25 protein-coding genes are annotated in these 21,393 nt (G+C 60.3%); 8 read left to right on the forward strand and 17 right to left on the reverse strand.

Going from position 1 to position 21,393, the window contains the following annotated elements; translation table 11 throughout:
* Window positions 1-8: 8 nt before the first annotated feature.
* The 3 genes from DW58_RS09260 to aroL form a co-directional block, all read right to left on the reverse strand.
* Window positions 9-686: an AroM family protein gene (locus DW58_RS09260; protein ID WP_024550015.1), complete on the reverse strand. Its 678-nt coding sequence runs from the start codon at window positions 684-686 to the stop codon at window positions 9-11.
* Window positions 687-896: 210 nt separating this feature from the next.
* Window positions 897-1,088: a YaiA family protein gene (locus DW58_RS09265; RefSeq protein WP_024550014.1), complete on the reverse strand. Its 192-nt coding sequence runs from the start codon at window positions 1,086-1,088 to the stop codon at window positions 897-899.
* 57 nt (window positions 1,089-1,145) lie between these two features.
* Window positions 1,146-1,670: a shikimate kinase AroL gene (gene aroL, locus DW58_RS09270; RefSeq protein ID WP_024550013.1), complete on the reverse strand. Its 525-nt coding sequence runs from the start codon at window positions 1,668-1,670 to the stop codon at window positions 1,146-1,148.
* A 336-nt stretch (window positions 1,671-2,006) separates the two neighbouring features.
* Here aroL and DW58_RS09275 point away from each other — a divergent pair, with 336 nt between their 5' ends.
* The gene (locus DW58_RS09275; protein WP_024550012.1) at window positions 2,007-2,714 is read left to right on the forward strand and encodes a DUF2076 domain-containing protein; all 708 of its coding nucleotides are present in this window, start codon (window positions 2,007-2,009) and stop codon (window positions 2,712-2,714) included.
* Here DW58_RS09275 and DW58_RS09280 read toward each other — a convergent pair.
* The 3 genes from DW58_RS09280 to DW58_RS09290 are packed head-to-tail and all read right to left on the reverse strand — an operon-like array spanning window position 2,711 to window position 4,149.
* On the reverse strand, window positions 2,711-3,169 hold the full coding sequence (locus tag DW58_RS09280; RefSeq protein WP_024550011.1) for a YaiI/YqxD family protein: 459 nt from the start codon (window positions 3,167-3,169) through the stop codon (window positions 2,711-2,713). The two genes, DW58_RS09275 and DW58_RS09280, sit on opposite strands and share 4 nt — an antisense overlap.
* A complete protein-coding gene (locus tag DW58_RS09285; protein WP_029592795.1) occupies window positions 3,169-3,624 on the reverse strand; it encodes a DUF421 domain-containing protein in 456 nt (151 codons plus the stop codon). Before DW58_RS09285 ends, DW58_RS09280 begins: the two co-directional genes overlap by 1 nt.
* Window positions 3,625-3,633: 9 nt before the next feature.
* Window positions 3,634-4,149, reverse strand: a complete 516-nt coding sequence (locus DW58_RS09290; protein WP_024550009.1) for a hypothetical protein — start codon at window positions 4,147-4,149, stop codon at window positions 3,634-3,636.
* A 108-nt stretch (window positions 4,150-4,257) separates the two neighbouring features.
* Between DW58_RS09290 and proC the strand changes: the two genes are divergently transcribed.
* Window positions 4,258-5,067: a pyrroline-5-carboxylate reductase gene (proC, locus tag DW58_RS09295; RefSeq protein ID WP_024550008.1), complete on the forward strand. Its 810-nt coding sequence runs from the start codon at window positions 4,258-4,260 to the stop codon at window positions 5,065-5,067.
* Between the two features lie 125 nt (window positions 5,068-5,192).
* Here proC and DW58_RS09300 read toward each other — a convergent pair whose 3' ends face one another.
* From DW58_RS09300 to DW58_RS09315, 4 genes are all read right to left on the reverse strand, one after another.
* A complete protein-coding gene (locus DW58_RS09300; RefSeq protein ID WP_024550007.1) occupies window positions 5,193-5,507 on the reverse strand; it encodes a PsiF family protein in 315 nt (104 codons plus the stop codon).
* Window positions 5,508-5,810: 303 nt separating this feature from the next.
* Complete coding sequence (iraP, locus tag DW58_RS09305) at window positions 5,811-6,071, reverse strand: anti-adapter protein IraP (RefSeq protein WP_024550006.1); 261 nt, start codon at window positions 6,069-6,071, stop codon at window positions 5,811-5,813.
* Window positions 6,072-6,320: 249 nt separating this feature from the next.
* On the reverse strand, window positions 6,321-7,529 hold the full coding sequence (locus DW58_RS09310) for a multidrug efflux MFS transporter (protein ID WP_024550005.1): 1,209 nt from the start codon (window positions 7,527-7,529) through the stop codon (window positions 6,321-6,323).
* An 85-nt stretch (window positions 7,530-7,614) separates the two neighbouring features.
* Complete coding sequence (locus DW58_RS09315) at window positions 7,615-8,313, reverse strand: extensin-like domain-containing protein (RefSeq protein ID WP_024550004.1); 699 nt, start codon at window positions 8,311-8,313, stop codon at window positions 7,615-7,617.
* Between the two features lie 142 nt (window positions 8,314-8,455).
* Here DW58_RS09315 and ddlA point away from each other — a divergent pair, with 142 nt between their 5' ends.
* A complete protein-coding gene (gene ddlA / locus DW58_RS09320; protein ID WP_024550003.1) occupies window positions 8,456-9,556 on the forward strand; it encodes a D-alanine--D-alanine ligase in 1,101 nt (366 codons plus the stop codon).
* 1 nt (window position 9,557) lies between these two features.
* Here the strand turns inward: ddlA and DW58_RS09325 are convergent, their stop codons facing one another.
* Window positions 9,558-9,776 carry a DUF2754 family protein gene (locus DW58_RS09325; RefSeq protein WP_024550002.1) on the reverse strand — a complete coding sequence of 73 codons (219 nt, stop codon included), beginning with the start codon at window positions 9,774-9,776 and terminating at the stop codon, window positions 9,558-9,560.
* A gap of 270 nt (window positions 9,777-10,046) precedes the next feature.
* Between DW58_RS09325 and DW58_RS09330 the strand changes: the two genes are divergently transcribed.
* The gene (locus DW58_RS09330) at window positions 10,047-10,355 is read left to right on the forward strand and encodes a DUF2755 family protein (protein ID WP_024550001.1); all 309 of its coding nucleotides are present in this window, start codon (window positions 10,047-10,049) and stop codon (window positions 10,353-10,355) included.
* Here DW58_RS09330 and DW58_RS09335 read toward each other — a convergent pair.
* Both DW58_RS09335 and sbmA read right to left on the reverse strand, forming a co-directional pair.
* Window positions 10,352-11,455 carry a DUF1615 domain-containing protein gene (locus tag DW58_RS09335; RefSeq protein WP_024550000.1) on the reverse strand — a complete coding sequence of 368 codons (1,104 nt, stop codon included), beginning with the start codon at window positions 11,453-11,455 and terminating at the stop codon, window positions 10,352-10,354. The genes DW58_RS09330 and DW58_RS09335 overlap by 4 nt on opposite strands.
* Window positions 11,456-11,493: 38 nt before the next feature.
* Entirely contained in the window at window positions 11,494-12,717 is a 1,224-nt protein-coding gene (sbmA, locus tag DW58_RS09340) for a peptide antibiotic transporter SbmA (RefSeq protein ID WP_024549999.1), read from the reverse strand.
* Window positions 12,718-13,117: 400 nt separating this feature from the next.
* Here sbmA and ampH point away from each other — a divergent pair, with 400 nt between their 5' ends.
* The 4 genes from ampH (at window position 13,118) to olsF (ending at window position 17,826) form a co-directional block, all read left to right on the forward strand.
* Window positions 13,118-14,275, forward strand: coding sequence for a D-alanyl-D-alanine-carboxypeptidase/endopeptidase AmpH (ampH, locus tag DW58_RS09345; RefSeq protein ID WP_024549998.1), 1,158 nt, complete (start codon window positions 13,118-13,120; stop codon window positions 14,273-14,275).
* Window positions 14,276-14,374: 99 nt separating this feature from the next.
* A complete protein-coding gene (locus DW58_RS09350) occupies window positions 14,375-14,869 on the forward strand; it encodes a CinA family protein (protein WP_024549997.1) in 495 nt (164 codons plus the stop codon).
* Window positions 14,870-14,964: 95 nt separating this feature from the next.
* Complete coding sequence (hemB, locus tag DW58_RS09355; protein WP_024549996.1) at window positions 14,965-15,939, forward strand: porphobilinogen synthase; 975 nt, start codon at window positions 14,965-14,967, stop codon at window positions 15,937-15,939.
* 171 nt (window positions 15,940-16,110) lie between these two features.
* A complete protein-coding gene (gene olsF, locus DW58_RS09360; RefSeq protein ID WP_024549995.1) occupies window positions 16,111-17,826 on the forward strand; it encodes a bifunctional ornithine lipid synthase OlsF in 1,716 nt (571 codons plus the stop codon).
* Window positions 17,827-17,858: 32 nt separating this feature from the next.
* Here the strand turns inward: olsF and tauD are convergent, their stop codons facing one another.
* The 4 genes from tauD to tauA are packed head-to-tail and all read right to left on the reverse strand — an operon-like array spanning window position 17,859 to window position 21,279.
* Window positions 17,859-18,707 (reverse strand): taurine dioxygenase, encoded by an 849-nt coding sequence (tauD, locus tag DW58_RS09365; protein WP_024549994.1) that lies wholly within the window; start codon window positions 18,705-18,707, stop codon window positions 17,859-17,861.
* Entirely contained in the window at window positions 18,704-19,531 is an 828-nt protein-coding gene (tauC, locus tag DW58_RS09370; RefSeq protein WP_024549993.1) for a taurine ABC transporter permease TauC, read from the reverse strand. Before tauC ends, tauD begins: the two co-directional genes overlap by 4 nt.
* The gene (gene tauB, locus DW58_RS09375; protein ID WP_024549992.1) at window positions 19,528-20,295 is read right to left on the reverse strand and encodes a taurine ABC transporter ATP-binding subunit; all 768 of its coding nucleotides are present in this window, start codon (window positions 20,293-20,295) and stop codon (window positions 19,528-19,530) included. The genes tauC and tauB overlap by 4 nt, the downstream gene beginning before the upstream one ends.
* A 12-nt stretch (window positions 20,296-20,307) precedes the next feature.
* Window positions 20,308-21,279 carry a taurine ABC transporter substrate-binding protein gene (tauA, locus tag DW58_RS09380; protein WP_024549991.1) on the reverse strand — a complete coding sequence of 324 codons (972 nt, stop codon included), beginning with the start codon at window positions 21,277-21,279 and terminating at the stop codon, window positions 20,308-20,310.
* Between the last annotated feature and the right edge of the window lie 114 nt (window positions 21,280-21,393).

Genomic DNA, 21,393 nt, shown 5'->3' on the forward strand with positions numbered 1-21,393 from the left:
TTGCGCTGTCATACAAGCAGTTCTGCCGCCAGACGACTCACCAGCACGTTGGTCAGCAGCACCGGGATCTCCAGGTGTTTTTGCAGCAGATCGCGATGGCGCTGATGGAACCCAAGGCAGTCAAGCAGCAGCACTTCCGCCCCCTGCTCAATCAGCGATTGCCCGGCGCGCAGCCACTCGTCTTCGGTGCCATAGAAGGGATTTGCCAGCGCGTAGACCGGCGGCTTCTCAAGCTTCGCCCATTTGCGCTCCTGCAGCTTCAGATGCTCCGGGATCGGCAGGATAATGCCCACCTGCTGTCCGTTAACAATCGAGGCGATAAGCGGAGGAATGATGCGTACCGGTTCAAGCAGAATGGCGTTACGCGCGATCAGATGACTGAAGTTCAGCGTGCTCATCAGCATAATCACGTCGAATCCCTGGTTATCCAGGACTTCAATAGTGGCCTGCAGCGCGCGCTCGATTTTTTGGTGTGATACTTCAGCAAGGGCATCGTCGCTCAGCAGGACGTAAAGCGGATCGTCGCCCGGCGCCATCCCATACTCTGCCATCACCTCTTCACGGCTACGCGAGGCCAACAGGCTGATGTGGGTAATGCGGTCTTCGGAAATATGTTCTGTTAATAACGGCAGAACTTCACTCACGGGAACAACACCGATCGTCACCATCGCCAATGTTGCATTCATTTTTGCTTACCGCCTTCAATTACCGTACCGGCCTGGCACATACCCATAACACAGCGTTCACGTTGGTTTACATGATAACCAAAAAGAATAGCATTGTTGCCAGAAAAGGCGCGTATAAATCAGCGCAGCCCGGAAACCACGTGGTCCTGAGCGGATATCGAAGCGGGAGGTGCGGCGCGCGGTGGGCGCGCCGCTGGAAATCAGAGGGGATCAGGACTTTTCAGGATCTTCGTAGCGCCGTTTGGCGTCGAGCGCTTCCTGCTCGCTCTCATGTTCGCTGATCAGCGAATCGGGTTCCGGGTGATCGGCGCGCAGCTGATACCAGGTTACGGTTTTGTCGGTACCGCCTTTTTCAACGCTGACAATACGCGCTTCACGTGGATACGGGGGTCTTGTTGGCATAGCGCTTCCTTTTCGTTTTTGTAAAGGTCAGGCTATCAGTATAGACAAGATTACCGCTCAGCTTGCCTGCGCAAGATGCAGCGCGGCCAGCGCACGGGTCACGATGGCATCCCGCTCCCCTGCCGCGTCGACAACGTGGTGGGCGGCCGCGCGATAGAGCGTTTCACGTTCGGCCAGCACCTCGGACACTTCGTCAATGATGGTTTTACCGGTCAGCGTCGGACGCTGGCCCGGTTCCGGCACCGCCGCCAGGCGCAAAGCCAGCACGTGCGCCGGCGCGCTGAGATAGATAACCACGCCGTGCTCGCGCATAAACTGGCGATTAGCCTCGCTGAGCACCATGCCACCGCCGGTGGCGATAACGGTCGAGGCGGCGGTCACCGCACGCAGCGCCTCGCTCTCACGGCGACGAAAACCGTCCCAGCCCTCTTTTTCCACGATCTCTGCCACGGTCATACCGGTGTGCGCCGCCAGCCAGTGGTCGGTATCGATACAGGTAAAACCCGTGGCCTGCGCCAGTGCGTCACCCACCGTGGTTTTACCGCAGGCGCGGGGACCGACCAGGAAAATAGGTTGCGTCATCAGGGTAGTGCCCTCAGCCAGTTTTGCGGGGAAAGGTAAATTTGTCAGGGTGATGATTCCAGATAACCAGTACGCCAGAAATTGTACATATAACTTTACAATTATATGCGGGTTGGCTGTTAAACGCCTGTTAACAAGAGCTTCAGCGAAACGTGATGTAAAGGAAAGCTGTCACTCTTGCAACGCGCTAACCTTACTGTAAAGGCCATGCCAGACACAAGTAGCGTGGTGCAAAGCGTAACATTATTTCCACCTTTCGTTACCGACGAAACGTTTACAAGCCGCGAGAATGCACCACAATAAATATCATTCCAGGTGATGACAGAGGTATGAATCATGCAGTCTGAAGAACAGCAACTCATCGACGGACTCTTTAGCCGCCTGAAAGAGGCGCAGAGCCAGAGCGCGCCGCGGGATGTCGCCGCCGAGCAGCATATCGCGCAGCATCTGCAAAGCCAGCCCGCCGCCCCCTACTACATGGCCCAGACCATCCTGATCCAGGAGGCGGCCATCAAAAAACTCAACGCACAGATCCAGGCGTTGCAGGGAGAGATTGCGCAGCTTAAACACGCCGGGCGTGAGCAGAGCAGCGGCGGTTTCCTGGCCGGACTGTTTGGCGGCGGCGCTCGCCCTAACGCCAACCCCATCCCCGGAACCCAGGCGATGCAGGGCGCGACGCCGGGCAGCTATACACCGCCACCGGCCACCGGTGCACCCGGCTATGCGCCACGCGGCGGCGGTGGCTTTATGGCCGGGGCGCTCCAGACCGCGGCCGGGGTCGCGGGCGGTGTGGTGCTGGGCAATATGCTGACCAGCATGTTCAGCCATACCCAGCCGGAAGAGCTGGTGAACATCATCAACGAGCCCGCGCAGCCGGTGGAGAACGCCGCCGTGAACGCCGTGGATGATTACAACGAGGCCGATGACAGCCAGTTCCTCAATCAGGAGGCGGGCCTGCCGCAGGACAACGCCAACGACCTGATGGATACCTCATGGGATGACGGGGTCAACGATGTCGGCGGGGATGACGACAGCTGGACCTAGCCGTTCTGCCGTTTGACCGCCAGCAGCCACTTATCCAGCTCGGCGGCGAACAGCTGGCGGTCGCGCGGCCCGAGGCTATCCGGGCCGCCGGTCTGTACCCCGCTGGCGCGCAGCGTTTCCATAAAATCACGCATCGTCAGGCGCTCGCGAATGGTGGCCGGGGTGTAGCGTTCACCGCGCGGATTCAGCGCTACCGCGCCCTTCTCCAGCACTTCTGCAGCCAGCGGAATGTCGGCGGTGATCACCAGATCCCCCGGCTGGCACTTCTGCACAATCTCATTGTCCGCGACATCAAACCCAGCCGGCACGCGCACCGCCCGTACGAAACGCGACGGCGGCACGCGCAGGTTCTGGTTCGCCACCAGGGTCACCATCATCTGCGCCCGTTCCGCCGCGCGGAATAAAATCTCTTTAATTACGTTCGGACACGCATCTGCGTCCACCCAAATGGCCATTACGACTCCTGACTCTCAACCGGAATGACGGCAATTTTCCCGTTCTTCTCAAGAATGGCAAATTTAATCTGATCCATACGCTCAATTCCCTGCGCGATGCGGGCCGACGAGAGGATGTCATCGCTGGAGATGCCCGCCTTGCGCATCCGCTTGTGCAGCGGCTGGCCGTTCTCCACCAGAATCAGCGGCGAACCGTCGAGCAACAGGTCGAGGCGGGGGAAGTGGGTTTTTAGGAAGCTCAGCAGGATATCCAGCACGATAAGGGTAATGATGGTCAACGCCGCGCCGGTAAAGGAGAAATCGTTGCCCAGCAGCGCCTGCTGGGTTGCCTCGCTGATGATCAGCAGCAGCACGAAATCGAACGCGTTCATCTCAAGCAGCGTGCGCCGCCCGGCAATTTTAAACACGATTAACAGCAGCAGGTACATTCCTGCCGCGCGCATTACGCTATCCATGACAGGCTCCTAAGGCCAGCTCCACTGGCGCAGCGTCACGCCAGGCTTGCCGTCAACGGTAACAGAAGAGGTGAGATAGCCCGCCGCCTGCGGCTGGGCCATGATCCACACCGCGTGCCTGCCGTCAGTGGTCGCAGGCCAGGTGAGGGTCATGCCGTGCAGCGAGGTATGAGAGGTCTGGGGCGGGGGCGAGAGCGTCTGGATATCCACGCTATCCATAAAATCGCCGCTGAAGGTGACGCTTACCGGCCGGTCTGGCTCGCCCTGCACGCGCAGGATGTAGCGCTCGTCGCTCTGGGCGCGGATCATGCGCTGGTACTCAACCGTCAGCGCCCCGCCCGGGCTGGTTTGCGTGGTTTCACTCAGCACGCCATCGGAAAATACCCCCAGCAGGGCGAGGATCACCAGCGCAAACAGCAGGTAGTTGCCCACCGCCTGCATGCGCCACTCCAGCCGCTGGGCGTGCATATTTTCGTTAACCGGATAGTTACGACTGGCAAATTCATCGTCTGTTGATTTATCCATCGCCGCCTCACCTTTTTTGATTAAGCGTAGCCGATGCCTTACCCCTACGCCCGAAAGCACGTTAAGCTAGTGACTGATATGAAAATGCACTGACGAGGGAGTGACGCTGTGGACAAGAAAATTGGTTTTATCGGCTGTGGCAACATGGGCAAAGCGATTCTCGGCGGGCTGATCGCCAGCGGGGAAGTGAAGCCTGGCAATATCTGGGTCTATACCCCCTCCCCCGATAAGGTTGCCGCGCTGCATGACGAATTCGGCATTAACGTCGCCCAGAGCGCCCAGGACGTGGCGCAGATCACCGACATCGTGTTTGGGGCGGTGAAACCCGGCATCATGCTGAAAGTCCTCAGCGAAGTGGCTTCCAGCCTGAATAAAGATTCGCTGCTGGTGTCTATCGCTGCCGGCATTACGCTCGATCAGCTGGCAACGGTGCTCGGGCACGATCGCAAAATCATTCGCACCATGCCCAATACGCCGGCGCTGGTGAACGCAGGCATGACCTCCGTTACCCCGAATGCCCTCGTCACGCCGGAAGAGACGGCAGAGATCCTCAACATCTTCCGCTACTTTGGCGAAGCAGAGATCATCGCCGAGCCGATGATTCATCCGGTGGTGGGCGTGAGCGGTTCCGCCCCGGCCTACGTGTTCATGTTTATTGAAGCAATGGCCGATGCCGCCGTGCTGGGCGGCATGCCGCGCGCCCAGGCCTATAAGTTTGCCGCGCAGGCGGTGATGGGTTCTGCGAAAATGGTGCTGGAAACCGGAAAACATCCGGGCGAGCTTAAAGACATGGTCTGCTCACCGGGCGGCACCACCATCGAAGCGGTAAAAGTGCTGGAGGAGCGCGGCTTCCGCGCCGCCGTCATCGAAGCCATGGAAAAATGCATGGCCAAATCCGAAGCGCTCAGTAAATCCTGATGGGGTGTTGGTGGCCAGGCGGGTGCCATGCCCGCCCGGTGCGGGCCGCGCTATCGTGCGGGACTGTGTGAATGCTTTATGTGCGAGTGAGCCAGACCGCGTCGGCTCACTCTTTTTTCTGCCCGTTAGGCCGATTTTTTCAGGCAGCCGCTCATAAATTTAGTGCGGTCCTGACCCTTGAGGGATTGCTGGGTTGCCTGGTTGCTGCATTCGCGCATCTTTTGCTGCTGCGGCGTTAACCCTTTATCGTCGTCGCTGCTCTTCTTCAGGCAGTTGCTCATAAAGGTTTTACGGGCATCGCCTTTCAGCGAGTCGGCGGTAGCACGCTCGTTACAGCTGACCATCCGTTGCTGCTGCGGGGTGGGCTTTTTGTCTTCAGCGTGAACACCAAACGCGACAACCGTGCCGAACAGGGCGGCGGTTAACAGAGTCATTTTCATAGCATCATCCTTTATTGTGTCTTATGACCCCATAAGTCTGGTGCGTTACGCTAAAAATACCACTGGATCACCTTCACTTTGCCACCCCGGTAACATTTTCGTGCCCCGGTAATAGCGGCGAGAAGGCGGCGATGTGGGACAGAATGCGGGGCCGTTCAGGCCGGAGGGGTATTCAGGAGAGGACGTTCATCACGGCGCGCTGCCCCATTTCTGCTCTCCCTGTACTCCGTCAGGAAATAACGCAGCGCGCCGTCAGGGGGTAAAAATTACGCGTTACAATAATGATAAAGCCTTACCCCGCTTTTAGCTCCGCGGGTGCTTTAATAGCTTCTTTAGGTATTGCTGCAACAGCTCCGCATCCCGCTCGGCCACCGTCTGGGTGGGGCGCGCCTCGGCCATGGCATCCTCAATGCCCTGAATCAGCGCGGTTTGTTCACTCACCTCCATCCGGCGCAGCAGCGCTGTCACCACAATTTCAAGCGCTTCGACCTGTGCGACCAGCTCTTTCGACTCATCTTCTTTCTCCGCCAGTTTCACCAGCAGTTCAGCAATAAGATTTTTCATAATCAGAATTTCCTTAGGAAAGACGCTGCGACGTTAGCACCCAAATCTATAAAAAAAAACACGTACAAAATAATACTTTGGTGTTATTCACGCGAATTGTGCGTGACAACCTAAATTATTGTCAACGAAACGTTTCTCCCGTCGCATTACACGACTTACCCGCTTCGTTTGCGGCGCGAATAGCGATGAATATATACCCAAAGCATTCACCAAACTAATATATATGCTTTATCTAAAGTCACCAGTTCGTTATTCCACGTCGCGCGGTTTTGGCTGGGCTTTTTTAAATGCGCGCCACAGCTGCCAGACGTTAATCAATACCACCGCCGCGGTGGCGATAAATACCCAGCGATAGCCCGCCAGCGCCGATACCGCCGCGCCCATCATCGGCCCGGCGACGTTGCCGAGATACATAAAGGACTGGTTATACCCAAAGATGCGCCCGGTGACCCGATCGCTGGAATATTTCAACAGCAGCGTCTGCACCGCTGGCAGCATCGCCCCGTCGGCAAACCCCAACAGGAAACGCAGCACCGCCAGTTGGACTGGCGAGGTGACAAAGGACATGGCGAAAAACAGCACTACCGCGACGATAAGCGTCGCCAGCAGAATGCGTCCGGTGCCGATGCGGTCGCCAAGCTTGCCCAGCCGGGGCGCAGCCAGCAGCGCCGACACGCCGGGCACCGCGGCGATAAAGCCGCTCAGAAAGGCAATGTTGGTGCTGTCCGGCGCCAGGGACTGAATAAACAGCGCCAGAATCGGGCTTATCGATCCGTTGGAAAGCTGGATCACAAGCGTCGTAACAAACAGGCTTACCACCAGCCACGGATGCGGCAGCGTGGCGAATACTGCCTTGCCGCTCAGACGTTCCGCTTTGCTGGTGGTCGGCCGCGCGCCCTCTTTGATTAAAAACAGCGTCACGGTGAAGCTCACCATCAGCAGCACCGCGGTAAAAATAAACACGGTGCGCAGCCCCAGATAGTCAGCCAGAAAACCGCCCATTAATGGCCCGACGATCACCCCGCTTATCTGCGCGGTTGAGAGGGTGCTCAGCGCCCAGCCGCTGCGTTCGCGCGGCACCTGGGACGCCACCAGCGCCATGGCGTTCGGGATATAGCCGGAGGTCAGCCCCATGACGGCGCGCAGGAAGAACAGCTGCCAGACGTTGGTGGCAAACGCCTGCAGCAGAATGGCAATCGCCATTCCCAGCGAGGCGCGCAGCAGCATCAGCTTGCGCCCTTTCCGGTCGGCCAGGCTGCCCCACATCGGCGAGACGATGGCCGACACCAGGAAGGTGACGCTGAAGGTCAGCCCCGACCACAGCGACAGCGCTTCATGCGAGCTGACGCCAAGCTGCGCCACGTAGAGCGGAAGGAAAGGCAGGATCTGGCTGATGGCAAGGCCGGTGAAAAAACAGCCGAACCAGACGGAGATGAGATTAACCTTCCAGGATTCCATAGGGCATTACTTCAGGCTGAGGGTCCGGCATGGCCCGCCAGACGATAAAACAGGGGTAGCGAGGACTTTATCATACAAAAGCCCGCTACCGGCAGATCCCAAAGCCGCGCATCCCGAGATGGAAGTGGTCAGCGTGGGCGGCATTGTATTCCGGGCCCAGCGAATTGCCGTAAAACGCGCAGCTGTCGCTGAACAGCTGGCGCAGCAGCGTGCCTTTTTGCGCACGGTTATTCCAGTCCCGGGCGACGCTGAGTCGTTCGCCGTTGGCGAGGCGAAAGCCGCTGATATCGAGCGCTTCCGCGGTGGCATGTTCGCTCAGGCGCGCACCGGGGCGATTATAGATATTACGGCAGGCGAAGCTGCCAAGATGGTCGATGCGCGTCAGCGTGCTGCCGGTTATCTCTTTGGCTGCTGGTGCGGCGCGCTGGTGGACGTACATCGCGCTGCTGAGCGCCAGCGGGCAGCTGGCGAGAAACGAGCTGCTGAGCGCGACGTCGCCGAAGCTGCTTACCCGTACCGGCCCGCTGAGGGGGCAGTTGCCGCGCGTGTCCGCGGCCTGACGAAAGGCAATCATATTCTGCGCCTGGGCCTCACGCAGCACCGCCATGCAGGCTTCCGGCTGGCTGGCCAGCGCGCGCATTTTATAGCGGGTCACCAGCGTCGGCGGGTCGGCCGGCGAGAGCGGCGCAAACGGATTGTACTGCGGCGGCAGGTAGTCGTAGAGCCAGTACCCTGCGAGGGCAACGAGCAGTATTCCCATCACCAGACCTCCTGATGTTTTCATTTCCCCTCCCTGCGTTGCGCACTGAACAGACAGTATAGACGGCGTCACCCGGATAACCGATCGCAGCGGCTATGAAGCGCATGAAACCCGGAAATACGCGTGCTATGGTATGGCCTTTCTTACTGTTGGGGATAATCAGGTCATGGCAAAACTGCGGGTAGGCATTGTCTTTGGTGGGAAGTCGGCAGAGCACGAAGTGTCGCTGCAATCAGCGAAAAATATCGTCGACGCCATCGACAAAACAAAGTTTGAGGTGCTGCTGCTTGGCATCGATAAGCAAGGTGAATGGCATCTCAACGATGCCGCTGACTACCTGCTGCATGCCAACGATCCCGCCCATATTGCGCTCAACCGCCCGGAGAACACCGTGGCGCTGGTGCCGGGCATCGCCGACGCGCAGCTGATTGAGTCCCGTCAGGGCAGCGCGCTCCCGCAGGTTGACGTCATTTTCCCTATCGTTCACGGCACGCTGGGGGAAGACGGGTCGATGCAGGGCCTGCTGCGCATGGCAAACCTGCCGTTCGTCGGCTCCGGGGTGCTTGGCTCGGCGGTGAGCATGGATAAGGACGTGGCGAAGCGACTGCTGCGGGATGCCGGCCTGAACGTGGCGCCGTTTGTGACTCTGACCCGCGCCAACCGTGCGCGCTTCACCTTTGCCGACGTCACGGCGCGCCTCGGCCTGCCGCTGTTCGTGAAGCCAGCTAATCAGGGCTCCTCAGTGGGCGTCAGCAAAGTAACCCGCGAAGCGGAGTTCGACGTGGCAATCGCGCTGGCGTTCGAGTTTGACCACAAGGTGCTGATTGAAAAGGGTATCGTCGGACGTGAAATCGAGTGCGCCGTGCTGGGGAACGCCTTCCCCGAGGCCAGCACCTGCGGTGAGATCGTAGTAAACGACACCTTCTACTCCTATGACACCAAGTACATCGATGACAAGGGCGCGCAGGTCGTGGTGCCGGCGGCGATCGACCCGGAGGTGAACGATCGCATCCGCGCGATTGCGGTGGCGGCCTATCAAGCGCTGGAGTGCGCCGGTATGGCGCGCGTGGACGTGTTCCTGACGCCGGACAACGAGGTGATCATCAATGAGATCAACACCCTGCCCGGCTTTACCAACATCAGTATGTACCCGAAACTGTGGCAGGCGAGCGGGCTGGATTACCAGACGCTGATCACCCGCCTGATCGAGCTGGCGCTGGAGCGGCACGAAAGCGACGTCGCGCTGAAAAGCTCCCTCGTCCAGTAAGTTACCGACTGGCCTCGTCCGGATTTTCTTCCGGACGACGGCGTATCACCCGCCCCGCCAGCCACAGGCTCATAACCCAGGCTACCAGACCGACGGCCCAGGTTTGCCAGCCTTTGGCTTCAAAGCCCAGCAACCCCACGACACCATAGATAATAAAGGTCAGGCCGATGGCGACCGCGTAGTAGTGCCAGTCACGGCGAATGTTGTCAGGCAGCTTCATGATTGCTCCAGAGTAAAAAGCGCATCTTCGCATATCCGGTGCGGACTGTCTGCGCGCCAGGTCGCGCGTCCGGAGGTGGGGAAAGTCTTAAATGTTATAGATGGATCAAAAAAGTAACAAAAATGTGAGTGATTACATAAAACTGACATCCAGGAGTAATCCGCAGCGGAAATTACCATCAATCTGATATTGACAATCCTTATGACCTGTCAGACTTAGCCTGTATTGCTGGCGTAACGCCTGCAAAAGTGAGTTCCCCGGGAGGTCATAATGGCTGATTTTACAATATCGTCGAAACCCATCATCGCCGGGAAAAAGCGTGACAAATCAACCACCCTTGGCAATGTTGCCTACGCTGTGTTTGTGCTGTTCTGCTTCTGGGTGGGTTCCCAGCTGCTGAACGCGCTGATGCATGCGCCAGGTGTGTTTGAGCATCTGATGCAGATGCAAGACAACAATCGTCCCCGCATTGAGATGGAGCTCGCGGTCGGTACCGTTTTTGGTCTGATCCCGTTTATTCTCGGCTGCCTGCTGTTTGGCGGCATCGCTGTCTGGCTTAAAATTCGCCGACGCTTCTAGTTTGTGCGGCCCACGCAACGGGCCCGACGCTCGTCCACCCGTTTAGCGAACCACGCCGTGGTGAGCTGACGGGTGATCTTAGGACTCTCCAGCTGGATCCCCGGCAATACTTCTCGCGGTAACGCTTTCCCGGTTTTCTTCTCCGCCAGCGCAAAGGTGCGTTCGTAGAGCGAGGTCTGGTCAAACTCCAGCGTATCGCCTTTACGCAGCGCGCTGTGGATCGCGCTCTCGCTCATATCAAGCTGTGCCGCGAGCTTACGCACCGCCAGCTCGGTTTTGCCCGGCTCGTCGCTGTCGTAGCGAATAAGATCCCCGTCCAGCGCCAGCTTCACGCCGCTCGCTTTGCTGACCGCGTTCTGGAACGCCGCGTTACGACTGGCGTACCAGCCGGCGTTAAAGTCGGCAAAGCGGTAGAGTGAGCGCGAATAGTCGGCCGGATAGTTAAGCAGGTGGTAGATGCCAAACCACATCCCGCCCCGGCGGCTAAACACCTCTTCACGCACGCTGCCCTCACGCTTCCAGGGGTAGCCGTCGGTGTGGGCTTCGGCGAACGCAATGCTGACCTGCATCGGCCCACCGGTGTGAACCGGGTTCAGCGAACCGAACAGGCGCTGCCCAAGCGGCACGCGATTGAGCACATCATCAAAAATGGCGCTGAGCTGTTTTTCGGTGGTGACGCTGTCCAGCCGTTCGCTGTAACTTTTCCCGGTCGAGGAAGGGATTTTGAGCGCGGTGCGCACCAGGAAGGCCGGGATGTGCAGCTGCGCCGCCCGACGGTCAATCTCCTGCCAGGCGATTTTACTCAGCCCCGGCACCACGGGATCGGCGGTATAGCCCGACTCCTGCTCGGTCACCGCCAGCACTGAACAGACGTTCTCCAGCGTCGCCGGCAGCTTCTGGCTCTCAAACGCCGTGGCAATATCCTGCGCCCAGCCGTCACGATCCTTGATGCGTGACGGCATCTTCTGCTTTACCACCTGACGAACATCGACGGTCGGCACATCAGGCGCGGTTGCGCGTTTTTCGCTGCTGCAGCCCGCCAGCATCAGTGAGGCCAGCAGGCTCAGCGACAGCACGCCGCGGCGCGGTAAACCAGACATCGTCACGGCATTATCTCCATGGTGTATACGCCGACGGGCTATGCCACGCTGCCCGACGCGTCCTCCTGAACCGGTTCATCGTTCAGGGTCTGCTCAAAGCTGCGCAGACGTTTATAGATTGACAGCAGCTCGACCAGCGTGGTCCAGGAGCTGATAAGATACTGGAACGCGCCGCGAACCTCGCCGAAGACGTTGTTAATTTGCTGCATCAGGCCGAGGGTTAATGCCCCGGCGACGATGGACGGGAACAGTAAAAACAGCCCGATCACCGCATCCACCTGCAGGTAGAGGATGCGCGCCACGTTAAAGTACATGTAGTGGAAGTAGAGCCGGAAGTAGTTCTTACGCACGTTGGCAAACAGCTCGCGCACGCTTACCGGGTCAGCACGTTCCGGGTCATCCTCACCATAGACCAGTTCTTTACGGTACGCCGCTTCGACGCGCTGATTATTAAACTCCAGCCCCGGCAGCCGGATACCCACCGCCGCCAGCAGCCCGGTTCCCAGCACCGACCAGACGATGGCCGCCCACACCAGGCCATACGGCACGCTACCAATAATCGGCAGCTCTTTGACGTGCGGCGACAGCGCCACCAGCACCGGCAGAAACGCCAGCAGCGTCAGTACCGCGTTAAGCATCCCGACGCCCACGCTCTCAAGGGTGGCGGCAAAACGCATGGTGTCTTCCTGCACACGCTGCGCGGCCCCTTCGATGTGGCGCAGACGCTGCCAGTGCGCCATGTAATATTCGTTCATCGCGGTACGCCAGCGGAACACGTAGTGGCTGATAAAGAAGTAGTTCAGTACCCCGACCACGACGGCGATGAGGGCGATACCGAGGAAGATCATCAGCTCGTGGTAGAACTGCTCGATTTTGACCTTGTGCGGCGCGCTGAGAGCGGCCTGAATCAGGTCGTAGAACGGCGCATACCAGGCGTTAATCGCCACGCCCACTTCTACCTGGAACCAGGTGCCGAAGACGATAAGTGCGGTGCCGAGAATCGACCAGTACTGCCAGCGGTGCGGGCGGTAGATAAACCAGAACAGGGCGAATGCGCCAACGCACACGGCGTAGTAGGCGTAAAACACCAGATAGGCGCCCGACCAGAAGCGCGCGGCGCTAATGGGCACATCGCCGTTGCTACCGGCAAGCCGGGTCAGCCAGTCACCGCCCCCTGCCTGCCAGAACAGGACGGACAGAATTGCCCAGACCAGTGCCGAGATGAAAAACGGTCCTGGCATGGGAAAAAAAGACTTAAACATCACATTTCTCCTGCGATTTCTTATATTTATTGCACTGCTGTGCATCGCTGCTGCTTATAGTACGCGTATCGGATCTGTGATGGATCGCACAGAAACGGCAATCGTGTATCAAAACATGAAATTACGCCTCCGGCAAACGCGCGGCTACTCAGACAGATAACGGCGTCAGGAGTTTCATTCACGACGCACGCGGAGCCCGCCCGCAACCTCCACAGGGCTTTGCCTGGAACGATGAGTCGGTTTTTGCGCTGCGACTACCCTACAGCAAAAAGAAAAAAATGCAGCGGTTATGGTGAGTTACGTTTTTTCTGCGCCGGAATGTCCGGTTAGCCCGTTGCACGCACCGGCGGAGTGGTATAAATAGCCACTATTCCTCTTGTTTACAGTATGGATCCACTCCTTGAAACGTTGTTTGCTCTCATTGTCTCTGCTGGTCACTGCCCTCCTCCCGGTAGCCGGCTATAGCCAGACCTCCCCGGACCCGGTTTTTGCCTCGGATATCGTCGATCGCTACGCCAATCTTATCTATTACGGCAGCAACGCAACCGGCATGGCGATGGTGGCGATCGACGGCAACCAGCGCATTTTCCGCAGCTTCGGTGAAACGCGCCCCGGCAGCAACGTGCGCCCGCAGCTGGATTCGGTGGTGCGTATCGCCTCGCTCAGCAAGCTGATGACCAGCGAAATGCTGGTGAAGCTGCTCGATCAGGGCGTGGTGCAGCTTAACGATCCGCTGAGCAAATATGCCCCGCCCGGCGCGCGCGTACCGACCTATCAGGGGGCGCCGATCACGCTGGTGAATCTCGCCACCCATACCAGCGCCCTGCCGCGCGAACAGCCCGGCGGCGCACCGCACCGTCCGGTTTTCGTCTGGCCGACCCGGGAACAGCGCTGGAACTGGCTCTCCACCGCGACGCTGAAAAGCGCGCCAGGCTCGATGGCCTCCTACTCTAACCTGGCGTTCGATCTGCTGGCCGATGCGCTGTCGCGCGCCGCCGGGAAGCCGTATCCGCAGCTGTTCGAAGAGAAAATCACCCGGCCGCTGGGGATGAAAGACACCACCTTTACGCCGTCGCCGGATCAGTGCAAGCGCCTGATGGTCGCCGAGAAAGGCGCCAGCCCGTGCAATAACACCCTGGCCGCCATCGGCAGCGGCGGCGTCTACTCCACGCCCGCCGATATGATGCGCTGGATGCAGCAGTTCCTGGCCTCCGATTTCCACGAGCGCAGCACCCAGGCCGACCGGATGCAGACGCTGATCTACCAGCGCCACCAGCTCACGCGGGTTATCGGCATGGACGTGCCGGGCAAAGCCGACGCGCTCGGCCTTGGCTGGGTCTATCTGGCACCGAAAGAGGGGCGTCCTGGCATCATTCAGAAAACCGGTGGCGGCGGCGGATTCATCACCTACATGGCGATGGTGCCGCAGCAAAACGTCGGGGTATTTATCGTCGTGACCCGCAGCCCGCAGACGCGCTTCGTCAACATGAGCGACGGCGTAAACAACCTGGTCGCCGAGCTGTCCGGCAACAAGCCGCGCATTATTCCCGCCTCGTAACCCTTGCCCGGCGGGCCTTCACGCCTGCCGGGTTCCCCCGCCTTTGCGTTCGGTCTTCTATACTGAGTAGCACTATGCTCACTGTGGAGATCGTGAATAATGGATACTGCCTTACAACGCGCCGCAAAAACGCTGGCCGAAACGTTAACCGCGCATGACCTCACCGTTACCACCGCGGAGTCCTGCACCGGCGGGCTGGTGACGAAAACGCTCTGCGCCACCGAAAGCACCGCCGACTTCCACTCCTGCGGCTTTGTGACCTACAGCAACTACGCCAAAACTCGTCTGCTGGGCGTAAAACCTGAAACGCTGGAGCGCTACACGGCGGTCAGCGCGCAGACGGTAGAAGAGATGGCGCGTGGCGCAAAGGAGCGCGCTGGTCAGGATATCGGCCTGTCGATAAGCGGCTATGCCGGCCCGGACGGCGGTGAAGATGGCACCCCGGCGGGCACCGTCTGGTTTGGCTGGGCGCTGCCGGATGGCGACGTCATCTCCCGGAAAAAGCAGTTTTCCGGCGAAAACACCCAGGTGATTGAAGACGCCGCCACCTGGGCACTGACCGAGTTAACCCGTCTGCTGGAGACGCACCGCTAGCGCACGTCGGCGGGTAAGTGCCCGATATTGATAAAACATCCCCGGCATTTCGCGTTAACATAGTGCTTTCTCGACGACACAAAGAGACAGCTACCATGACCGATTTAATTACCCGCCCACGCCGTCTGCGCCGATCCCCGGCTCTGCGTGCGATGTTCGAAGAGACAACCCTGACCTTAAACGATCTGGTGTTGCCCATCTTTGTTGAAGAAGAGATCGACGATTACAAACCGATTAACGCCATGCCGGGCGTGATGCGTATTCCCGAGAAGCATCTGGCGCGTGAGATCGAGCGTATCGCAAACGCCGGTATCCGCTCGGTGATGACTTTTGGCATTTCGCACCACACCGACGACACCGGCAGCGACGCCTGGAACCCGAACGGTCTGGTGGCGCGTATGTCACGCATCTGTAAAGACGCAGTACCGGAAATGGTGGTGATGTCCGACACCTGCTTCTGCGAATATACCTCCCACGGCCACTGTGGCGTGCTGTGCGATCACGGCGTGGATAACGACGTGACCCTGGCGAACCTCGGCAAGCAGGCGGTGGTTGCCGCTCAGGCCGGGGCCGACTTTATTGCGCCGTCCGCAGCAATGGACGGTCAGGTACAGGCGATCCGTAGCGCGCTCGACGCGGCAGGCTTTACCGACACCGCGATCATGTCCTACTCCACCAAGTTCGCCTCCTCCTTCTACGGCCCGTTCCGTGAAGCGGCAGGTACCGCGCTGAAAGGCGATCGCAAGACCTACCAGATGAACCCGATGAACCGCCGGGAAGCGATCCGTGAATCGCTGCTCGACGCGGCCCAGGGCGCCGACTGCCTGATGGTGAAACCGGCCGGTGCCTACCTGGATATCCTGCGCGATATCCGCGAGCGTACCGAGCTGCCGCTGGGCGCCTACCAGGTCAGCGGTGAATACGCGATGATCAAGTTTGCTGCCCAGGCCGGGGCTATCGACGAGCATAACGTGACGCTGGAAAGCCTCGGGGCCATCAAGCGCGCCGGTGCGGATCTGATCTTCACCTATTTCGCGCTCGATCTGGCCGAGAAAAAAATCCTCTCCTGATTGCGATCTTACCCGGAGACGGCCTCCCGCCTCCGGGTCTTCTGCACCGTTAACACCCGCTCACCCCCCGCGTTTTTCCCCTGTCATAATGTGACCTGTTCGTCATTTTTCTGCCATGTCACCGTCATCTTGCGGCGCTACTGTCTCGCACAGGTAGCAGGAGGAATGACCGTGTTTAGCATCGATACCGTTCTGGATGACCTCTGGCCGCAGGCGCAACCCGCGCCCTGGCAAAAGGGTTTGCTTAAACGTCTGCTGTGCGAGGAAGAGTTTCAGCAGTTCGCCACCCGTCACCGCCACCTGAAGGGACTCGATATGGTGGAGCAGGTGCTTGACCATCTGCAACTGCGCTGCGATATCACCGCACGCGATCTGGAGCAGATCCCGGCCCAGGGGCCGCTGGTGATCGTCGCCAACCACCCCACCGGCACCGCCGACGGCCTCGCGTTGCTCTACGCCGTCTCCCGCGTCAGGCGCGACGTCAAAGTTGTTGCCAACCGCATGCTTACCCACCTTCAACCGCTCTCTTCCCTGTTTATCCCCGTCGACAACATCGGCAGCAAAACCCGCAAAGCCTCGCTGGTACAGATGGAAAACCAGCTCCAGCAGGGCGGCGTGCTGATTTTCTTCCCGGCGGGAGAAGTGTCACGCCTGACCCGCAAAGGGCTGCGCGATAAGCCGTGGAACCACGGTTTTATTAAGCTGGCGAGCAAATACCAGGCCACCATCCTGCCAATGGCGATCCGCGGGCGTAACGGCCCGCTGTTCTACCTGAGCAGCATGGTGTCGCCCATGCTGGCGATGCTGCTGCTGATTAAGCAGATGTTTCGCCTGCGCGGCGGCGTACTGCCGGTGAAGGTTGGGGAGCGCATCAGCTTTGCCCACTGGCACAGCCCGAATATCCCCTCCCGCGAGCTGGCACAGACCTTCCGCAAGCACGTTATCCGTCTCGGAAAAGGGATGCCGGGCTGCTTCAAGACCGAATGCGGCATCGCCCCGCCGGAAGATCGCGCCACCCTCAAGCGCGAACTGGCGAAAACCGAGTGTCTGGGACAGGCGCCGGACGGCAAGTTTATTTATCTGTGGCGGCGTCAGGGTCAGGAAGATGCCCCGCTGCTGCGGGAGCTGGGCCGGCTACGCGAGATTGCGTTTCGCGCCGTCGGCGAAGGCAGCGGTAAACGACGCGATATCGACGGCTACGACGACGACTACTGGCACCTGATCCTGTGGGATGACGACGCGCTGGAGATGGTCGGTGCCTACCGGTTTATTCCCACCGCCGGGCAGATACGCCTGCGCGGCGTGGAGGGGCTCTACAGCCACAGCCTGTTCCACTACGACGAAAAGATGGCGGATATCCTTGAGCAGGGCATTGAGCTGGGGCGCAGCTTTATTCAGCCGCGCTACTGGGGACGCCGCGGGCTGGACTATCTCTGGACCGGCATTGGGGCCTACCTGGCGCGCTATCCGCAGTATCGCTACCTGTTCGGACCGGTGTCGATCTCCGGCGGTTTGCCCGCCCCGGCCCGGGATCTGCTGGTGGCCTTCTACCGCCTCTGGTTCCCGGCCGGACACCCGCTGGCCGCCTCACGCCGCCCCTATCCGGCCACGCTGCCGGACGTGCTGGCGCAGTTTGGCGGCAGCGACTACACCGAAGACCTGACGCGGCTCAAGCACCTGCTCGGCAACATGGGCTGCGGCATTCCACCGCTTTATAAGCAGTATTCGGAGCTGTGCGAGCCGGGCGGCGTGCAGTTTATCGATTTCGGCAGCGATCCCGACTTCAATAACTGCGTGGATGGTCTGGTGCTGGTGGACCTGACCCGCATCAAACCCGCCCGCTACCAGCGCTATATCGGAACGCACGTCGCCCCGACCGACGGCTAGTCACGCAGCCCTCTCCTGCGGGAGAGGGCGTGTTATCCCCGCCAGAACGGCTTATCCCCCAGAATGGTCGCGCGGTGCATAATTCGCCGCTGCGGCAGGTAATCGGCGTTGGCATAGTGCTGCGTCACCCGGTTATCCCAGATCGCCAGATCGTTCTCCTGCCAGCGCCAGCGCACCTGAAACTCCGGCTTCGTGACGTGGGCAAACAGGAATCCCAGCAGCGCCTCGCTCTCTTTTGGCGTGACATCGACAATCCGCGTAGTGAAGCCTTCGTTAACAAACAGCGCCTGCCGCCCGCTGACCGGATGGGTGCGCACCACCGGATGCAGCAGCGGCGGGTTTTTCTCTGCCGCCTGCTGCCAGCGCTGGTGTTCCGCGTCGCTGCGGCGATGCTTCCACTCCGGGAAGGATTTGCGGAAATCATGCTCGGCCTGCAGGCCACTCAGCAGCCGCTGAAGCGGGACAGAAAGCGCCTCGAACGCCGCGATGCCGCTGGTCCAGAGGGTATCGCCCCCGGTGGTGGGCAGCTGCTTTGCCGCCAGTATCGCCCCGGCGGGTGGCGTTTCGATAAAGGTGACATCGGTGTGCCAGTTATCGTTATCCGGCGGATTATCGTTGTGAGTGTCCAGCACGATAATCTCCTCCACCCCGTCGGCATGCGGGTAAACGGGGTGAATGTGCAGATCGCCAAACCGCAGCGCCAGGCCGCGCTGCTGCTGCGGCGTAATCGGCTGATCGCGCAGGAACAGCACCTGATGGCGCAGCAGCGCGTGATAGAGCTGCTCGAACTGGTTGTCGCTCAGCGGCTTCGTCAGGTCGATGCCGGACACCTGCGCGCCAATGTACGGCCCCAGCGCGGTAATCGAAATACGTTCACTCATTGCACTTCTCCATGCCAGGGCGTGAGGCGACGCGTCAGCGCCCGCAGGCCCAGTTCTAAAATAAAGGCGATCGCCGCGATAACGCCGATCCCCGCCAGCACTACGTCGGTGGCGAGAAACTCCCCGGCGGACTGCACCATAAAGCCCAGTCCACGGGTGGCGGCAATCAGCTCCGCCGCCACCAGCGTCGACCAGCCGACGCCAAGCCCGATACGCAGCCCGGTAAGAATGTCCGGCAGCGCGCCGGGGAGGATGACGTACCACAGCAGCTGGCGTTTCGAGGCACCCAGCGCCTGCGCGGCGCGAAGCCGCACCTGCTGCGCGCTCTTCACCCCGGCGAGGGCCGACATCGTGACCGGCGCGAAAATTGCCAGCCAGATAAGCAGCACCTTCGACGTTTCGCCGATGCCGAACCAGATCACCATCAGCGGCAGATACGCCAGCGGCGGCACCGGACGGTAGAGCTCAATCAGCGGGTCAAGAATACCGCGCACCGTGGTGCTGAGCCCCATCGCGATCCCCACCGGCACGCCAATCAGCACCGCCGCGGCCAGCGCCAGCGCGATGCGCCCGAGACTCGCCGCCAGGTGCTGCCACAGCGTGGCGTCCATAAAGCCATCCTGGCCTGCGATGCTCACCAGCTTCGCCAGCACCTGGCCGGGCGGCGGCAAGAACAGCGGGCTGACCCACTGCTGCGCCGCGACCAGCCACCACACCAGCAGCAGCACCAGCAGCGTGGCAATGCTCAGGGTCAGCTGGCGCGACAGCGGCCAGCGCAGGCCGCGCCGGTGACGCTGCGGTTTATCGGTTGCCAGTACGCTCATGAGAAGGCCTCCCGCTCGTCGAACACCCGGCTCAGAACATACTCGCGCCGCTCGATAAACGCCGGGTCGGACTTGATGCTGCGGCAGGACTCTCCGGCGGTAAACCGGCGGCCAAAGTCGAGCCGCAGGCGCTCGATCACCCGCCCCGGCCCCGGCGAGAGCAGCACCAGATCGGTGGCCAGAAACACCGCTTCTTCAATGTCGTGGGTAATCAACAGCACCTGCTTACCGCTGGCGTGCCACAGCCGCAGCAGCAAGGTTTGCATCTGCTCGCGGGTGAAGGCATCGAGCGCGCCGAAGGGTTCATCCAGCAGCAACAGCTGCGGGTCGGTTGCCAGCGCCCGGGCAATCCCAACCCGCTGACGCTGACCGCCGGAGAGCTGCCAGATATAGCGCTGCTCCGCGCCCTCCAGCCCGACATTGCGCAGCATGGTGCGCGCCCGCGCCCGGCGCGTGGGTTTATCCACCCCGGCAAGCTGCAACCCCAGCGCCACGTTGTCCTCGACGTTACGCCACGGCAGCAGGCCTTCGTTCTGAAAGACCACGCCGCGCTCCGCGCCCGGCCCGCGCACCGGCTGGCCGTTGAGGGTGATGGACCCGCTGCGCCAGGGCAGAAAACCGGCCACCAGATTCAGCAGCGTGGTTTTGCCGCAGCCCGACGGGCCGAGTACCACCAGCAGCTCCCCGCTGTCGAGGGTCAGGTTGATATCCGACAGCGCAGGCTTACCCGCGTAGTCCGCGTTGAGATGGGCGATATGCAGCATGATGCCTCCGCGTTACTGGGCGACGGGTTTGATAAAGCGATCGGTAACAAACGCGCTGTAGTCGCTGGCGACCGTCGGCACTTTGCCCTGCGCTTTCAGGAACTGCGCGGTATCGACAATCGCTTTGTTCACCGGCCCCGAGAGCTGTGCGATCTGCTGATCCGGCGTGAGGTAGGTATTGCCTTTCACCAGCCCCGGCACGTCACTCTGCGGAACGCCGCTCAGACGCGAGAGCTTTTCCAGATTCTGCGGCTGCTTCAGCCAGTCGTCCGGATTGGCGAGATACCCCTGCTGCGCCTGTAACGCGCTGCGGGCGAAGGCTGCCACCACCTCCGGATGCTGCTGCGCGAAGTCTTTGCGCACCACCCAGACGTCAAGCGTCGGCGCGCCCCACTCCCCGACCTTTGCCGAGTCGGTCAGTACGGTGCCGGTTTTTGCCAGCTCGTTAACCGCCGGGGCCCAGACGTAGGCACCGTCGATGTCGCCCCGCTGCCAGGCCGCGATGATCGCCGGCGGCTGCAGGTTAACGATCTGCACCTGCCCCGGCTTGATGCCCCAGTGCTTGAGCGCGGCCAGCAGGCTGTAGTGGGTGGTGGAGATAAACGGTACGGCGATGCGTTTGCCGATCAGATCCTCAGGCCGGGTAATGGCCTTCTTCACCACCAGCGCCTCGGAGTTGCCCAGCTGCGACGCAAGCAGGAAGACTTCGATCGGTACCTGCTGGCTGGCCGCCACCGCAAGCGGGCTGGAGCCGATGTTGCCAATCTGCACATCCCCCGACGCCAGAGCGCGCACCACGCTGGCGCCGCTGTCGAATTTGCGCCAGTTAACCGTCGCCCCGCTCTGGTGTTCAAAGGTGTTGTCCGCCTGCGCGACCTTCGCCGGTTCGGCGGAGGTCTGGTACGCCACGGTGACGTCTACGGCGTGCGCCTGAAAAGCCAGCGCGGTAAATAATGCAAGGATGCCTGTTTTTATTGCCGACATAAGGGTGTTCTCCGCTCAGGTGATGGCGGCAGTATTTCCGGCAGGCGTATTTTGATAAAGGAATTAAAAATTATTTTTAATGCAGATTGGTGCTTAGATAAAAAACGCGGATCG

Origin of the sequence: Siccibacter turicensis LMG 23730 (assembly GCF_000463155.2) — a bacterium.
GTDB classification, from domain to species: domain Bacteria; phylum Pseudomonadota; class Gammaproteobacteria; order Enterobacterales; family Enterobacteriaceae; genus Siccibacter; species Siccibacter turicensis.

Bases quoted from the DNA above. Each gene is read 5' to 3' on its own strand.
- DW58_RS09260 (WP_024550015.1), bottom strand. From the start codon at position 686: ATGAATGCAACATTGGCGATGGTGACGATCGGTGTTGTTCCCGTGAGT.
- DW58_RS09265 (WP_024550014.1), bottom strand. From the start codon at position 1,088: ATGCCAACAAGACCCCCGTATCCACGTGAAGCGCGTATTGTCAGCGTT.
- aroL (WP_024550013.1), bottom strand. From the start codon at position 1,670: ATGACGCAACCTATTTTCCTGGTCGGTCCCCGCGCCTGCGGTAAAACC.
- DW58_RS09275 (WP_024550012.1), top strand. From the start codon at position 2,007: ATGCAGTCTGAAGAACAGCAACTCATCGACGGACTCTTTAGCCGCCTG.
- DW58_RS09280 (WP_024550011.1), bottom strand. From the start codon at position 3,169: ATGGCCATTTGGGTGGACGCAGATGCGTGTCCGAACGTAATTAAAGAG.
- DW58_RS09285 (WP_029592795.1), bottom strand. From the start codon at position 3,624: ATGGATAGCGTAATGCGCGCGGCAGGAATGTACCTGCTGCTGTTAATC.
- DW58_RS09290 (WP_024550009.1), bottom strand. From the start codon at position 4,149: ATGGATAAATCAACAGACGATGAATTTGCCAGTCGTAACTATCCGGTT.
- DW58_RS09300 (WP_024550007.1), bottom strand. From the start codon at position 5,507: ATGAAAATGACTCTGTTAACCGCCGCCCTGTTCGGCACGGTTGTCGCG.
- iraP (WP_024550006.1), bottom strand. From the start codon at position 6,071: ATGAAAAATCTTATTGCTGAACTGCTGGTGAAACTGGCGGAGAAAGAA.
- DW58_RS09310 (WP_024550005.1), bottom strand. From the start codon at position 7,529: ATGGAATCCTGGAAGGTTAATCTCATCTCCGTCTGGTTCGGCTGTTTT.
- DW58_RS09315 (WP_024550004.1), bottom strand. From the start codon at position 8,313: ATGAAAACATCAGGAGGTCTGGTGATGGGAATACTGCTCGTTGCCCTC.
- ddlA (WP_024550003.1), top strand. From the start codon at position 8,456: ATGGCAAAACTGCGGGTAGGCATTGTCTTTGGTGGGAAGTCGGCAGAG.
- DW58_RS09325 (WP_024550002.1), bottom strand. From the start codon at position 9,776: ATGAAGCTGCCTGACAACATTCGCCGTGACTGGCACTACTACGCGGTC.
- DW58_RS09330 (WP_024550001.1), top strand. From the start codon at position 10,047: ATGGCTGATTTTACAATATCGTCGAAACCCATCATCGCCGGGAAAAAG.
- DW58_RS09335 (WP_024550000.1), bottom strand. From the start codon at position 11,455: ATGTCTGGTTTACCGCGCCGCGGCGTGCTGTCGCTGAGCCTGCTGGCC.
- sbmA (WP_024549999.1), bottom strand. From the start codon at position 12,717: ATGTTTAAGTCTTTTTTTCCCATGCCAGGACCGTTTTTCATCTCGGCA.
- DW58_RS09350 (WP_024549997.1), top strand. From the start codon at position 14,375: ATGGATACTGCCTTACAACGCGCCGCAAAAACGCTGGCCGAAACGTTA.
- hemB (WP_024549996.1), top strand. From the start codon at position 14,965: ATGACCGATTTAATTACCCGCCCACGCCGTCTGCGCCGATCCCCGGCT.
- tauD (WP_024549994.1), bottom strand. From the start codon at position 18,707: ATGAGTGAACGTATTTCGATTACCGCGCTGGGGCCGTACATTGGCGCG.
- tauC (WP_024549993.1), bottom strand. From the start codon at position 19,531: ATGAGCGTACTGGCAACCGATAAACCGCAGCGTCACCGGCGCGGCCTG.
- tauB (WP_024549992.1), bottom strand. From the start codon at position 20,295: ATGCTGCATATCGCCCATCTCAACGCGGACTACGCGGGTAAGCCTGCG.
- tauA (WP_024549991.1), bottom strand. From the start codon at position 21,279: ATGTCGGCAATAAAAACAGGCATCCTTGCATTATTTACCGCGCTGGCT.